Raw genomic sequence first — 13,480 nt, forward strand, 5'->3', positions numbered from 1 at the left:
TCGCGGGCTACGCTGGCGCTATGCGCGCGATGTTGCTGGTGAACCCCAAGGCCACGACTACGAACGCCCGCACGCGGGACGTGCTGATCCGCGCGCTCGGCGCGGCCGTGGAGCTCTCCGTCGAGGAGACCCGCTACCGGGGGCACGCGGCGGCGCTGGCCGCCACCGCCCGGGCCAAGGGATACGACGTGGTGGCGGTGCTGGGGGGCGACGGGACGATCAACGAGACCGTCAACGGCCTGCTCAACCCGGTCAACGGCGACGACGCCCCGCCCCTGGACGATCCCAGCGCCGGCCGGCCCGCGCTGATCGTCATCCCCGGCGGCAGCGCGAACGTGTTCGCCCGTGCGCTCGGCCTGCCCAACGACCCGGTGGAGTCCACGGGCGCGGTGCTGGAGGCACTCAGGGAGGGCCGGCGCAGGACCGTGGGCCTGGGCCAGGCCCTCTGGGAGGGGCGGAGCAGGTACTTCACGTTCTGCTCGGGAATGGGGTACGACGCCGAGGTTGTACGGGCCGTGGAGGGCCTGAGAGGCACGGGCCGCAAAGCGTCACCGGCACGGTATGTGAACACGGCTCTACGGCACTATCTGGCCACGGACAAACGGCATCCGGCGATGACGCTGACCGGCCCGGGGATCCCGACCGCCGAGGGCGTGTTCATGGCGATCGTTTCCAACACCTCACCGTGGACATATGTCGGCGGCAGGCCGGTGCGGCCGACCCCGTGGGCGAGTTTCGAGACGGGACTCGACCTGCTGGGACTGCGCCGCATGGGGTTGATGACGCTCACACCGGTGATCCGGCACATCCTCACGGAGAGTGACCACCTTCCCTCCGGCCGGCATCTCGTTCAGCTGCATGACGAGGCCGAGTTCACACTCAGAGCGGACCGCCCCGTGGCCTTTCAGCTGGACGGGGACTACCTGGGAGAGCGCGAAAAGGTGACATTCCGGTCTACACCGAACGCGTTACAAGTTCTGGTCTAGCCGGTTACATTCGGTCATTGTGTGACGCATCCGACATCCATAACGGCCAAAACTTCGCCCCAACCCCCTTGCGTGCACTCTCCGTGGCTGAAAAGCTCACTACTGACGTCGGAACGTAGGACCTTTAACAACCCCAGAGGTCCTACCAGGGCGTCAGCGGGCAGCCCCCGGTCCCTGACGGGATTTGGGGTACTTGTTCGCGCGAGTTAGTGAAACTCTTCACAAAGTAGTAGCCGCACGGAGCCGACCTAAGGCTCCATCTACTAAGGAGTGGACGCATGGACTGGCGCCACCGAGCTGCCTGCCGTGACGTGGACCCCGAGCTGTTCTTCCCGATCGGCAACACCGGCCCTGCCCTCATGCAGATCGAGGAGGCCAAGCAGGTCTGCCGGTCGTGCTCGGCCGTCGACGCCTGCCTGAAGTGGGCGCTGGAGTCCGGGCAGGACGCCGGCGTTTGGGGCGGCCTGAGCGAGGACGAGCGTCGCGCGCTCAAGCGCCGCAGCGCTCGCGCCCGCGCCCGCGCCACCGCCTGACTCGCTTCACGGGCTCACGCCCGTCGGGAGCGGGATCGACAGCACGGCCTCCGTGCCGCCTCCGATGCGCGGCTGGATGCAGATCCTGCCCGACAGCTCCCCTTCGACGAGCGTACGGACGATCTGCAGGCCGAGGCTGGTCGAGCTGTCGAGGTCGAAGCTCTCGGGCAGGCCTCGCCCGTCGTCCCACACGGTGACGTTGAGCCGGTCGAGCGCCGGCTCCACCACCACCTCCAGCCGCTTGGGCCGTCCATGCTGCAACGCGTTCTGCAACAGCTCGGTCAGCGCCATGGCGAGCGGCGTGGCGATCAACGACGGCAGCACGCCGAACCCGCCGACGCGCCGCGGCGTGACCGCGACCTCGGGCGACGACACCTCCCCCGCCATCGCGATCACCCGGTCGGCGATCTCGTCGAAGTTCACGAACTCCTCGGGCGCGTGCGACAAGGTCTCGTGCACGATGGCGATCGACCCGACCCGGCGTACCGCCTCCTCCAGCGCCTCCCGGCCCTCCGGGACCTGCAGGCGCCGCGCCTGCAGGCGGAGCAGCGCCGCCACGGTCTGCAGGTTGTTCTTCACCCGGTGGTGGATCTCGCGGATGGTGGCGTCCTTGGTCATCAGCTCGCGCTCGCGGCGCCGCAGCTCCGTGACGTCCCTGATGAGCACCAGCGCCCCGATGCGGCCCCCGCCGACAATCAGCGGTATTGCTCTGAGCTGCACGATCGTGCCGCCGGACTCGACCTCGGTCTCCTTGGCCGCGCGCCCGCTGGCCACGATCATGAGGTCCTCGTTGATCGGCTCGTCGGAGTAGCACAGGGTGGCGGTGACCCGGCCCAGCTCGGCGCCGACCAGGTCGGCGTGCAGGCCGAGGCGGCGGTAGGCGGACAGAGCGTTCGGAGAGGCGTACGTGACACGCCCGGCGCGGTCGAGCCTGAGCAGGCCGTCGCCGACGCGCGGCGAACGCACCAGGATCGGCTCCTCGCCGGAGAACGGGAAGCGGCCCTCGGCCACCATCTGCGCCAGGTCGGAGGCGCTCTGCAGGTAGGTCAGCTCCAGGCGGGAAGGCGTGCGGGCGGAGGACAGGTTCGTGGAGCGCTGGATCACCGCCAGGAAGCGGCCCTCGCCGCCCTCGACCGCGCGCCGGACCGGGATGGTCTCCTCCCTGACAGGAACGCCCGTGGACCAGTCGGGGTCGCCCTCACGGCAGATGCGGCGCTCGTTCCAGGCCGTGTCAATGAGGTGGCGCTCGCCCTTTGCCGCCACGCTGCCGACGATGTCGTCGTGGTAGACGGTGGGCCCGGTCGTGGGGCGCATCTGGGCGATCGCGATCCAGCCGTTCTCCCCCAACAGGGGCGCCCACAGGATGAGGTCGGCGAACGACAGATCGGCCAGCAGCTGCCAGTCGGAGACCAGCGAGTGCAGCCAATCGAGGTCCGCCTCATCGAGTGCGGTGTGGCGGGCGACGAGGTCGCTGAGAGTCGGCACGAATGCATCATGCGTGCTCTGCCCCGTCAGAACCAAACCGGCCCGGCGGAGTCCCGGGGAGTCAGGACGCCGATGAGCGGGCATTACTCCCCGGTAGGCCGCCGCACGCCCGCCTACTCGCGCAGTGAACACGAATACGGCATCGTTCACGCGACTGGCCTTTTGGTGAAATCTCATATTGTGAGAACAGTCACACTGCCGAAGTCGCTCGGATCCCAGGGCGGGGTTGTGCGGGGGAAGCCGGAGGTGATCTCCACGGGCAGGTGGTACCGCTTCGTACATGCGCAGACCTGCGGCGGGCCGCTGGACGCGGCCACCGTACCGGCCTCGGTTGCGAGCGTGCGCACCGCTGTGGATATCCTTCACCATCGGCCTGAGCAGCCCGGATTCGCGCATGCCCGGCACCGTCCGCGCCCGGTGCCGGTCGGCCGCTGTCGCCCGCGGTTGACCGTTCTGGCCAATGTGGGTTCCGATGATCTCGCGGTGATCAGACACGCCTCACCGCCGTGGCAGAAGTGAAGGTGAGCGCGTGACCGAAGACAGCCCCCGCGTACCGAAGTACTACGACGTCAAACGCAGCCTGCTAGAGCTCACCAAGAGCCTGCCGCCGGGCACGGCGCTGCCGCCCGAGCGCACGCTGGCCGTGCGGTTCGAGACCTCGCGCACCACGGTCCGCCAGGCGCTCACCGAACTCGTGGTGGAGGGGCGGCTGCTGCGCATCCAGGGCAAGGGCACGTTCGTGGCACAGCCGAAGGTGGCGCAGGTGCTCCAGCTGACCTCGTACATCGGGGACCTGCGCACCGCCGGCCTGGAGCCGGACACCAAGATCCTCGAGATGGGTTACATCACCGCGGACGAGGCCCTGGCGCGGCGGCTGGCCATCAACCCGGGCGGGCGCGTGCTGCGCATCCACCGGCTCCGGCTGGCCAACGGTGAGCCCGTGTCCATCGACACCACCCATCTGTCGGCGCGGCGCTTCCCGCGGCTGCGGCGGGAGCTGGAGGTGCACTCGTCGCTGTACGAGACGCTGCACAACGCCTACAACGTGCGGCTCACGGACGCCGAGGAGATCATCGAGACCGTGCTGGCGACGCCCTACGACGCCAAGGCCCTCGGCGTGGACGTCGGCCTCCCCATGCTCCTCCTCACCCGCCACGCCTTCGACGCCGACGGCAACCCGGTTGAGTGGGCGCAATCTTTGTACCGCGGCGACCGGTATAAGTTCGTCACGCGTCTGCGCCGTCCATAAACCCCCCAACCCTTCTTTCTTTACGGCGTGGCCGGCTTGGCCGCCTCGCCGACGTCGGCGCGCGACATTCAAGCGCCGGTCGTGAACGCTCACGTGGTTCTCGCCGTTACGAGCGTCTTGTGGGCCGGCTAAGTGGTTCATGGCTGCCACGCTGCTGTGCCTACGCTGGTGCTATGAGCATCGTTGTCGTCGCAGGGACTGACAGTGGGGTCGGCAAGACCGTTGTCGCGGCGGCGGTCGCTGTGCTGGCGAGGGGGCGTGGGGCTTCCGTGGCTGTGGTCAAGCCTGCTCAGACGTGCCTCGCTCCGGGTGAGGCCGGGGATGTCGACCTGATCATCCGGCTCGCCGGGGTCACCACGACCTTCGAGTTGTGTCGGTTTGCCGAGCCGCTGTCCCCTGCGGCGGCGGCCAGGGTTACTGGGACGCCGACGGTTTCCATGGTCGATGTCGTGCGGTTGGTGCGGGAGCTCCGGGAGAGCAACCGGCTGGTGCTCGTGGAGGGGACCGGGGGGTTGCTGGAGCGGTATGACGAGGATGGCGCGACCATCGCCGATCTGGCGCGGTCGTTGAGCGCGCAGGTGCTCGTGGTGGTGAGGACCGGGCGCGGGAGCGTCAATCAGGCGGCGCTCACTCTGGAGGCCCTCGCGCACCGTGGGCTCGATCTGGCCGGGCTCGTCATCGGGCGGTGGCCGGACGAGCCCGGGGTCGTGGAGCGGAGCAACGTGGCCGATCTGGAGATGCTGGCGGCGCGGCCGCTGGCGGGTGCACTGCCGGACGGGGCGGGCGGACTCGGCAAGGAGGCGTTCACGCAGGTGGCGCGCCACGGGTTGGGTGCCACGCTGGGCGGGGTGTTCGATCCCGCGGCGTTCCGGCAGCAGGTCCTGTAGCCCTCTCGCAGTCCATCAGTGGTTGAGCGGAGCGGCAGGTTCTTGGAGTCGGTCTCCCTGTAGGTCTCCACGGTAGGGCTAGCCCCACCATCCATCCGCACACCAGACCTATTTCGCGTCTTCCCCACAGGTCAATACCGTTGAAGCATGAAAGTCCCCCGTCCATGGTCGGCACGGGCCTGGCTCGACACGGCGCACGTGATGGTCGGCCTGCCGGTCGCCATAGTGCTCGGTGGGCTGACGCTCGTCCTGATCGTGGCGCCTCCCCTGCTGCGGCGCGGGCTGCCGTGGTTCACCCGGGTGCAGCGCTCCCGGTTCGAGGCGTTCCTCGGTGTGCGCATCCCGCCCGTGCCCACGCCGAGCCAGTGGCGCAGCGCGGCCACGTGGCGGCAGATCGGCTACCACCTGCTGTCCCCGTTCGTGGGGGCGGGTGCCGCGTTCCTGGTGGCGGTGGCGTGGGGCGGAGCGGTCGTGGGGCTGCTGTCGTCCCTGCCGGCGAAGGTGCAGCGCCCGCCGCTGGAGTTCGAGATCGACCTCAGGGACAACCGGGTGGTGGCGGTCTTCATGGTGGTCGGACTGGCGCTGCTGCTGCTCGCGCCGATCCTGGCCCGCGGCATGGCGGCACTGGACCTGTCCGTGGCGCGTACGCTGCTCGGCCCCAGCAGGTCCGAGCTGGGGCAGCGGATCGAGACGCTGACCGAGAGCCGGGCCGGCGTGATCGACGCGGCCGACGCCGAGCGCCGCAGGATCGAGCGGGACCTGCACGACGGCGCCCAGCAACGGCTGGTCTCCCTCGCCATGAACCTGGGCCTGGCCAGGGCGACCCTGACCGACCTGCCCGAGCCGGCCAAGGAGGCCATCGTGCAGGCGCACGAGGAGGCCAAGCAGGCGTTGAAGGAGCTACGCGACTTCGTCCGCGGCCTGCATCCGGCCGTGCTCAACGACCAGGGCCTGGACGCGGCGCTGTCCGGCGTCGCCGCCCGCGCCCCCTTCCCCGTGAGGTTGCACGTCGACATCGAGCGGCGTGCCACTCCGACCATCGAGGCGGTGGCCTTCTTCACCGTGTCCGAAGCACTCACCAACATCGCCAAGCACGCCGCGGCCACCAAGGCCGAGGTGCGCGTGCGGCGCGAGCACCACCGGCTGCACGTGATCGTGTACGACGACGGCTGCGGCGGCGCCCGGCTGGACGGCGGCACCGGGCTGCGCGGCCTGGCCCAGCGCATACACTCCGTCGACGGGACGCTCCGGCTGTCCAGCCCGCTCGGCGGCCCGACGACGATCGAGGTGGAACTGCCGTGCGAGTAGTGCTCGCCGAGGATTCCGTGCTCCTGCGCGAGGGGCTGATCCGACTGCTCGGCGCCTCGGGCATGGAGGTCGTGGCGGCCGTGGACGAGGCCGAGGGCCTGCTGCGGGCGGCCGAGGAGCACCGGCCGGAGTTGGTCATCACCGACGTGCGGATGCCCCCCACACACACCGACGAGGGCCTGCGGGCCGCGCTCGTGCTGCGCCGCCAGCAGCCGGGCCTGCCGGTGCTGGTGCTCTCGCAGTACGTCGAGGAGCGCTACGCCGCCCAGTTGCTGGCCTCGGCCGCGAACGGCGGCGTCGGCTACCTGCTGAAGGACCGGGTGGCGGACGTGACCGAGTTCATCGACGCGCTGCGCAGGGTGGCCTCCGGCGGCACCGCGCTCGACCCTGAGGTCGTGGCCCAGCTGTTGCTGAGGGGTAACAGCGATCCTCTGGAGCGGCTGACGCCCCGAGAGCACGAGGTGCTCAGGCTGATGGCGGAAGGGCGGTCCAACGCCGGCATCGGCCAGGCGCTCGTGCTCAGCGAGGGCGCGGTGGGCAAGCACATCGGCAACATCTTCGCCAAGCTCGACCTGTCCCCGGCCGAGGGCGACCACCGGCGGGTGCTCGCCGTGCTGCAGTTCCTGAAGATCAGGAGCCTGCCGTGAGAGCCGTCTGGCTGACGGCGGGCGCCGTGGTGACGGTGATCGCGCTGCTCATCTCCACGGTGCTGGTCTGGCGCGGGTTCGCCAGGGCCAGGACGCCGACGGACGTCACGGAGAGGTCCATCCCGTTCACGAAGGACAAGGTCGAGATCGCGGCGGCCGCGGGGCAGGTCGATCTCTTCCTCGTGCCCGGCCAGGCAGGCGAGCTGTTGATCCGAAGAACGTTGCGGTGGTCCAGGGACCGGCCGAACGTCACCGAGGACTGGGACGCCGACGCCTCGGCCCTACGCCTCGAGGCGGTCTGCCCGCGCTCCGACCAGCCGGACGGCCCCGTCTGCTGGGCCGCGTACACGATCACCGTGCCGCCGGAGACCGACATCGTGGCCAGCACGACCCGGGGCGAGCTCGCCGTGGCCGAGGCCTTCGGGAGCCTGCGTCTGACCTCCGTCTCGGGCGACGTCCGCCTCCACGACGTCGCCGGCCCTGTGTGGGCCAGGACCGGCACCGGGAACATCGAGGGGGAACGGCTCGACGGCGACGAAGCCGACGTGGAGGCCGGCTCGGGAAAATTGCGCCTGTCGTTCAACAGCCCGCCGACGTCTGTCAGGGCTGTGGTCAGGACCATAGGCAACATCACCGTGCTCGTGCCCGACGTCGCTTACAACGTGACGGTCGACGCCACCAACTCCACACTCGGCATCAAACGGGACAGGGAATCACCGCGGAAGATCGTCGCAACGACGGCGGAGGGCTCCGTGACCTTGTTCGACCATTGAAGGTCTGTTTACCCGTGTGACTGGTTGGTAAGTTCCCCGGCATGGAGTCTGCGAAGCACGCCGGTGACGCCGCCGTCGCCGTGTCCAAGGCCTATGGCGTTGAGACCATGTTCACCTTGTCCGGGGGTCACGTCTTCCCGCTCTACGACGGCGCGGTGCACGAGGACATGCGCATCCTCGACGTACGCCACGAGCAGAGCGCAGTGTTCGCCGCCGAGGCGACTGCCAGGCTGACCAGGAGGCCTGGACTGGCCGTGCTGACCGCCGGCCCCGGCATCACCAACGGCGTCAGCGGCATCGCGACCGCTCACTTCAACGGCTCGCCGGTGGTCGTCATGGGCGGGCGTGCGCCCAAGTCGCGCTGGGGCAGCGGCGCGCTGCAGGAGATGGACCACCCGCCGCTGCTGGGCCCGATCACCAAGCTGTCGTTCACCGCGAGCGACGCAGAGTCGGTCGGCCAGGAGGTCGAGTCGGCCTTCCGTACGGCCATCGCCCCTCATCGCGGGCCGGTCTTCGTCGACTTCTACATGGATCACCTGTTCTCCCCCTCGCCGGTGCACGCGGTGCAGACGCAGACGCCGTCGCCGCTGGAGCCCGATCCCGACGACGTGGCCGCGATCGCGCGGCTGCTGGCCGAGGCCGAGCGCCCGGTGCTGGTGTACGGCTCGGACGTGTGGATGGACCGGGCCGAGGAGGCCGCCCGCGACTTCGCCGAGACGTGGCGGCTTCCGGTCATCCCCAACGGCCAGGGCCGCGGCGTCCTGCCCTCGGGGCACGAGCTGCTGGTCACCCGGGCCCGCGGGCAGGCCTTCGCCCAGGCCGACCTGGTGATCGTGGTCGGCACCCCGCTCGACTTCCGCCTGGGCTATGGGTGGTTCGGTGGCAAGGACGGGTCGCCGCTGGCCCGCGTGGTGCACATCACGGACACTCCGTCGCAGCTGGCCACGCACATGCAGCCGGCCGCGTCCGCCGGCGGCGACCTGTCGGTGGTGTTCTGGAGCCTCGGCACGGCCTGCGGCGACGCGGGGGTCAAGCCGGACGCGTACGCCTCGTGGGTGTCGAAGCTGTCCGATGCGGCCGCCGCGGCCATCGCAGGCGACGCCGAGCTCCTGGCCTCGGACTCCGACCCGATCCACCCCATGCGCGTGTACGGCGAGCTGGGCAAGGTGCTGGCCGAGGACGCCGTGGTGATCGGCGACGGCGGCGACTTCGTCTCCTACGCGGGCAAATACGTCGAGCCCCGGCAGCCGGGCAACTGGCTCGACCCCGGCCCGTACGGCTGCCTGGGCACCGGCCTCGGCTACTCCATCGCCGCCCGCCTGGCCAGGCCGTCCTCCCAGGTGGTGCTGCTGCTCGGTGACGGCGCGGCCGGCTTCTCGCTGATGGACGTCGACACCCTCGTACGCCACCGGCTGCCGGTCGTCATGATCTGCGGCAACAACGGCATGTGGGGCCTGGAGAAGCACCCCATGCAGCTGCTGTACGGCTACGACGTGGCCGCGGACCTGCAGCCGCAGTGCCGCTACGACCAGGTCGTGACCGCGCTGGGCGGCGGGGGCGAGCTGGTCACCAAGCCGTCGGAGATCGGCCCGGCGCTGCGCAGGGCGTTCGACTCCGGCATCCCGTACATGGTGAACATCGCGACCGACCCGCAGGTCGCCTACCCCCGCAACACCACCGGCGTATAGCCGCCACTACGGCGTGGCGGACGTGCCGGGAGTCGCCGACGACGTCGAGCAGACGCCGTCGATGACGACCAGCGAGATCGGTTTGGTCACGTCGTAGGCTGTGCCGCCGACTGGATTGGTCTTCTGGATCTTGCCACAGCGCATGCCGGCGGTGGTGCTGGTGTTGTCGATCACGTGCGTGTCGAAGCCGGCCGCCTTCACCATCTCCTCGCCCTTCAGGAACGGCATCCCGACGACCTTGGGCACGAGCACCTTCTTGACGGTCGGCGTGGGCGTGCCCGACGGCGTCTTCGACGGTGTCGAGGTAGGCGTCTTCGACGGCGTGGGAGTCGGGGTCTCCTCTTTCTCGGTCTTCGTGGGCCTGGGCCGGGTGGTCGTCGGCCTGGGATCCGGTGTCGGGGTGATTTTGGGCTTGGGCTTCGTGGTGGACGGCTTGGGCGTGGTCTTGGGCGTGCTCTCCTTCGCGGCGGGAACCGTGGTGTTCGTCGGCGTCGGGTCGCCGGTGGTCATGCCGGTCAGCGCGACCGCGGTGGCGCCGGCACCGAGCACGACCACCGCGGCGATGCCGGCGATCAGGCCGGTCCTGCGCGGGGCCTTGGCGGCGCGGCGGCCGCGCCGCTCGGCCACCGTCGTCTCCTCCGGGCCGGCCATGCGCACGCCGGTCCGGTACGGGTCGGCGTCTGACTGACCGGTCTGGTGCGGGCCCGCGGCGTATTGTCCGGTCTGGTGCGCCGGGTAGTCCGCCGGCGGCAGCATGGTGGCCCCGGTGACCGGCGGCTGCATCGGTTCGGGGGCCTGGCCTCTGGCGATCGCGCGGGCCGCCTCGCTCATGGCCTTGGCCGTCGGATAACGCCTGGCCGGGTCCTTCGACAGAGCGATCTCGACCAGCGTGCGCACCGCCTGCGGGATGTCGGGCGGCAGCGGCGGCGGGGCCTCGCGGATGTGCTTGAGCGCGATCGTGACCGCGCTGTCGCCGTCAAACGGCCGCTGCCCCACCAGGCACTCGTACGCGACCACGCCGAGCGCGTAAATGTCGACCGCAGGCGTGACGGGCGCGCCCTCGGCCTGCTCAGGGGCGCAGTAGGCGGCCGTGCCCAGCACCATGCCGGCGTCGGTGAGCCGGTTGGCCAGGTCGGAGCGGGCGATGCCGAAGTCGGTGAGCACCAGCGTGCCGTCGCGCTGCACGAGCAGGTTGCCCGGCTTGACGTCGCGGTGCACGATGCCCTGGTCGTGCACGGCCTGCAGCGCCGACGCGGCCTGCGCGATCAGCTCCATGGCCGCCTGCGGCGGGATCCTGCCCAGCCTGGACAGCAGCCGGTCCAGCGGCTCGCCGTCCACGAACTTCATCACCAGGTAAACGGTGTCGCCACTGACGCCGTAGTCGTAGACGTCGACGACGCCGGCGTGGTTGACCGTGGCCATCGCCCGCGCTTCCCCCTGAAAGCGAGCGACGAACCCCGGATCTTCCATGCGGCCCGGAAGCAGCACCTTCACGGCGACGGTGCGGGCGAGCACGATGTCCTCGCCGCGCCACACTTCGCCCATGCCACCGGCGCCGATGCGGGTATCCAGCCGATACCGCCCCGCCAGTGTCGTCCCTTGGGCCACCATGATCCCCCCGCTACCCCCCTACCTCGGTAACCTCTTCCACCCCGCAGTTCTCCAACAAAGCGAACCTTTGTCGCGGTGAGGTAACACAGCGGTCACGGAACTCAGAGAGTGTACGACTCACTAGTCTCACATGCCACTCATATGCCTTAAGCCGTACAAACCCTATCCTGCGGCCTTATGGCGGTAGTTGTCCGCGTTTCCAGGAAGTCAAGGAACCTATTAGTAGGCGCGGCCGACCGTAGGCTGATCCTATGACGCTCACTCCGGGTCTCCGTTCCCAACTGCTCATCATGGTCGAGATGGAGGACACCGCGAAGAGGGCCGGCAGCGGCGACGTGCCCGTGCTGGCCACGCCCCGGCTGCTCGCGCTGGCCGAGGCGGCCACCGTCCGCGCGGTCGAGCAGCACCTCGCGCCCGGCGAGACGTCCGTCGGCACCCGGGTCGAGCTCGAACACCTGGCCGCCAGCCCGCTGGGCACGCACGTCCAGATCGGCGTCGAGCTGACCGAGGTCGACGGCCGGCGGCTGGTCTTCGCCTTCGAGGCCCACGACAAGCGCACCGTCGTGGGCCGGGGCACGATCGAGCGTGTCGTGGTCGACCGCGCGAAGTTCATGGCTCGCGCTACTCGATGACGGCGATCAGGTCGCCTTCCTGGATCACGTCGCCCTCGGCCACCTTCAGCTGCGCCACCACGCCATCGTCCTCGGCGAGCACCGGGATCTCCATCTTCATGGACTCGAGTATGACCAGCGTGTCGCCGTCCGAGACGGTGTCGCCCTCGCTGACGATGACCTTCCACACGTTCGCCACCATCTCAGCGCGTATCTCAGCCACCAGGGCTCCTCTCACCATCGATGTACTCACCTTAGGCCCGCATCCGCGCGACCAGGCCCGTGTCGTAGTCGCCGCTGACGAACTCGGCGTTGTCCAGCAGCTCCACACAGAACCGCAGGTTGTTCTTGGGCCCCGCGACCACGAATGCCCCGACCGCCTTGCGGCCCTTCTCCAGCGCGTCGGCCCGGTCTTCGCCGTGCACGCAGAGCTTGGCCATCAGGGGATCGTAGAACGGGGTGACCGTGTTGCCCGCCGCGTATCCGGAGTCCACGCGGACGCCGTCGAAGGCGGGCTCCTCCCATTCCATGATCTTGCCAGGTCCGGGGAAGAACCGCATCGGATCCTCGGCGTAGACGCGGAACTCGATCGCGTGCCCCGTGGTCTCGGGCCGCACGTCGGGGCTCTGGCCCGCGGCGACGCGTAGCTGCAGCTCGACCAGGTCGAGCCCGGTGACCAGCTCGGTGACCGGGTGCTCGACCTGCAGCCGTGTGTTCATCTCGATGAACACGAAGTCCTGCTTGTCGGCGTCGACCAGGCACTCGACGGTGCCCGCGCCGAGGTAGCCGACCGCCTCGCCGGCGCGCACGGCGGCGGCGAGCATACGCTCGCGCAGCTCGGGTGTGATGCCGGGGGACGGGGACTCTTCGACGACCTTCTGGTGGCGGCGCTGCACCGAACAGTCGCGCTCTCCTAGGGCCACGACCCGGCCGTCGGGCAGCCCGAGGATCTGCACCTCGACGTGGCGGGCCCGCTCGACGTACCGCTCGAGCAGCACCGCGGGCCCTTCCAGCGCGTCGCCTCCGGTGAACCTGGCGGCCGCCCGCGCCGCCTGCTCGTACGCCTTGACCAGGCCCTCGTCGTCGTGCGCCACGCTCATGCCGATGCCACCGCCGCCGCCCGCGGTCTTGACCATGACCGGGTAGCCGATGGACTCGGCCGCCCGCAGCGCCAGTGACAGATCCGTGACCGGCTCGCGGGTGCCCGCGGCGACCGGCACGCCGGCGGCCTCCATGAGGTTCCTAGCGTTGATCTTGTCGCCCATGCGGTCGATGGCCTCGGGCGCGGGGCCGATCCACACCATCCCGGCGTCGATCACAGCCCTGGCGAACGCGGCGTTCTCCGCGAGGAACCCGTAGCCCGGGTGCACCGACCTCGCCCCGGTCACGCTGGCCGCTTCCAGCACCTTCGCGACGTCCAGGTAGCTCTGCGCGGGACTGGCCGGGCCGATCGGCACGGCCTCGTCGGCCTCGCGCACGAATGGCAGGTCGGCGTCGGCCTCCGAGTAGACCGCGACGGCACGCAGCCCCATCCGCTTGACCGTGCGGATGATCCGCCGCGCGATCTCCCCTCGGTTGGCGACCAGAACAGGTCCGAGCGAATCAGTAAGCACGCGCCCACCCTATGGCCGCCAGCGGCTTGCCTCCTTCCCCCCGAAACCACCGAGCCGGCGACCACGTTCTGTGGGAACTCCACAAAAGT

14 protein-coding genes are annotated in these 13,480 nt (G+C 69.9%); 10 read left to right on the forward strand and 4 right to left on the reverse strand.

Features of this window, described 5'->3' with window-relative positions:
* Positions 1-20 precede the first annotated feature (20 nt).
* The gene (locus ACTWPT_RS09865; RefSeq protein WP_443176963.1) at positions 21-986 is read left to right on the forward strand and encodes a diacylglycerol/lipid kinase family protein; all 966 of its coding nucleotides are present in this window, start codon (positions 21-23) and stop codon (positions 984-986) included.
* 278 nt (positions 987-1,264) lie between these two features.
* Positions 1,265-1,519, forward strand: coding sequence for a WhiB family transcriptional regulator (locus ACTWPT_RS09870; protein WP_127936223.1), 255 nt, complete (start codon positions 1,265-1,267; stop codon positions 1,517-1,519).
* 6 nt (positions 1,520-1,525) lie between these two features.
* Here the strand turns inward: ACTWPT_RS09870 and ACTWPT_RS09875 are convergent, their stop codons facing one another.
* Complete coding sequence (locus ACTWPT_RS09875; RefSeq protein WP_443176964.1) at positions 1,526-3,004, reverse strand: histidine kinase N-terminal domain-containing protein; 1,479 nt, start codon at positions 3,002-3,004, stop codon at positions 1,526-1,528.
* A 72-nt stretch (positions 3,005-3,076) separates the two neighbouring features.
* Here ACTWPT_RS09875 and ACTWPT_RS09880 point away from each other — a divergent pair, with 72 nt between their 5' ends.
* From ACTWPT_RS09880 to ACTWPT_RS09910, 7 genes are all read left to right on the forward strand, one after another.
* Entirely contained in the window at positions 3,077-3,523 is a 447-nt protein-coding gene (locus tag ACTWPT_RS09880; RefSeq protein ID WP_443176965.1) for a hypothetical protein, read from the forward strand.
* 10 nt (positions 3,524-3,533) lie between these two features.
* Positions 3,534-4,253 carry a GntR family transcriptional regulator gene (locus ACTWPT_RS09885; protein WP_443176966.1) on the forward strand — a complete coding sequence of 240 codons (720 nt, stop codon included), beginning with the start codon at positions 3,534-3,536 and terminating at the stop codon, positions 4,251-4,253.
* A 173-nt stretch (positions 4,254-4,426) separates the two neighbouring features.
* A complete protein-coding gene (gene bioD / locus ACTWPT_RS09890; RefSeq protein WP_443176967.1) occupies positions 4,427-5,140 on the forward strand; it encodes a dethiobiotin synthase in 714 nt (237 codons plus the stop codon).
* Between the two features lie 147 nt (positions 5,141-5,287).
* The gene (locus ACTWPT_RS09895; protein WP_443176968.1) at positions 5,288-6,448 is read left to right on the forward strand and encodes a histidine kinase; all 1,161 of its coding nucleotides are present in this window, start codon (positions 5,288-5,290) and stop codon (positions 6,446-6,448) included.
* A complete protein-coding gene (locus ACTWPT_RS09900; RefSeq protein ID WP_443176969.1) occupies positions 6,439-7,095 on the forward strand; it encodes a response regulator transcription factor in 657 nt (218 codons plus the stop codon). The genes ACTWPT_RS09895 and ACTWPT_RS09900 overlap by 10 nt, the downstream gene beginning before the upstream one ends.
* Positions 7,092-7,868 carry a hypothetical protein gene (locus ACTWPT_RS09905; RefSeq protein ID WP_443176970.1) on the forward strand — a complete coding sequence of 259 codons (777 nt, stop codon included), beginning with the start codon at positions 7,092-7,094 and terminating at the stop codon, positions 7,866-7,868. The genes ACTWPT_RS09900 and ACTWPT_RS09905 overlap by 4 nt, the downstream gene beginning before the upstream one ends.
* 41 nt (positions 7,869-7,909) lie before the next feature.
* Positions 7,910-9,556 (forward strand): acetolactate synthase, encoded by a 1,647-nt coding sequence (locus ACTWPT_RS09910; protein WP_443176971.1) that lies wholly within the window; start codon positions 7,910-7,912, stop codon positions 9,554-9,556.
* 6 nt (positions 9,557-9,562) lie between these two features.
* On the opposite strand, the gene ACTWPT_RS09915 is transcribed toward ACTWPT_RS09910, so the two are convergent.
* Positions 9,563-11,167, reverse strand: a complete 1,605-nt coding sequence (locus ACTWPT_RS09915; RefSeq protein WP_443176972.1) for a serine/threonine-protein kinase — start codon at positions 11,165-11,167, stop codon at positions 9,563-9,565.
* A 251-nt stretch (positions 11,168-11,418) separates the two neighbouring features.
* On the opposite strand from ACTWPT_RS09915, the gene ACTWPT_RS09920 reads away from it, so the two are divergent.
* Complete coding sequence (locus ACTWPT_RS09920) at positions 11,419-11,799, forward strand: thioesterase family protein (RefSeq protein WP_443176973.1); 381 nt, start codon at positions 11,419-11,421, stop codon at positions 11,797-11,799.
* Here ACTWPT_RS09920 and ACTWPT_RS09925 read toward each other — a convergent pair.
* Positions 11,789-12,001 (reverse strand): biotin/lipoyl-binding carrier protein, encoded by a 213-nt coding sequence (locus ACTWPT_RS09925; RefSeq protein ID WP_443176974.1) that lies wholly within the window; start codon positions 11,999-12,001, stop codon positions 11,789-11,791. The two genes, ACTWPT_RS09920 and ACTWPT_RS09925, sit on opposite strands and share 11 nt — an antisense overlap.
* A gap of 31 nt (positions 12,002-12,032) precedes the next feature.
* A complete protein-coding gene (locus ACTWPT_RS09930; protein WP_443176975.1) occupies positions 12,033-13,391 on the reverse strand; it encodes an acetyl-CoA carboxylase biotin carboxylase subunit in 1,359 nt (452 codons plus the stop codon).
* Positions 13,392-13,480: the final 89 nt, after the last annotated feature.

This window comes from Nonomuraea sp. 3N208 (assembly GCF_052245935.1).
Classification (GTDB): Bacteria; Actinomycetota; Actinomycetes; order Streptosporangiales; family Streptosporangiaceae; genus Nonomuraea.

Coding starts and splice junctions, on each gene's coding strand:
- ACTWPT_RS09865 (WP_443176963.1), top strand. CDS start 21: ATGCGCGCGATGTTGCTGGTGAACCCCAAGGCCACGACTACGAACGCC.
- ACTWPT_RS09870 (WP_127936223.1), top strand. CDS start 1,265: ATGGACTGGCGCCACCGAGCTGCCTGCCGTGACGTGGACCCCGAGCTG.
- ACTWPT_RS09880 (WP_443176965.1), top strand. CDS start 3,077: ATGAGCGGGCATTACTCCCCGGTAGGCCGCCGCACGCCCGCCTACTCG.
- bioD (WP_443176967.1), top strand. CDS start 4,427: ATGAGCATCGTTGTCGTCGCAGGGACTGACAGTGGGGTCGGCAAGACC.
- ACTWPT_RS09895 (WP_443176968.1), top strand. CDS start 5,288: ATGAAAGTCCCCCGTCCATGGTCGGCACGGGCCTGGCTCGACACGGCG.
- ACTWPT_RS09910 (WP_443176971.1), top strand. CDS start 7,910: ATGGAGTCTGCGAAGCACGCCGGTGACGCCGCCGTCGCCGTGTCCAAG.
- ACTWPT_RS09915 (WP_443176972.1), bottom strand. CDS start 11,167: ATGGTGGCCCAAGGGACGACACTGGCGGGGCGGTATCGGCTGGATACC.
- ACTWPT_RS09920 (WP_443176973.1), top strand. CDS start 11,419: ATGACGCTCACTCCGGGTCTCCGTTCCCAACTGCTCATCATGGTCGAG.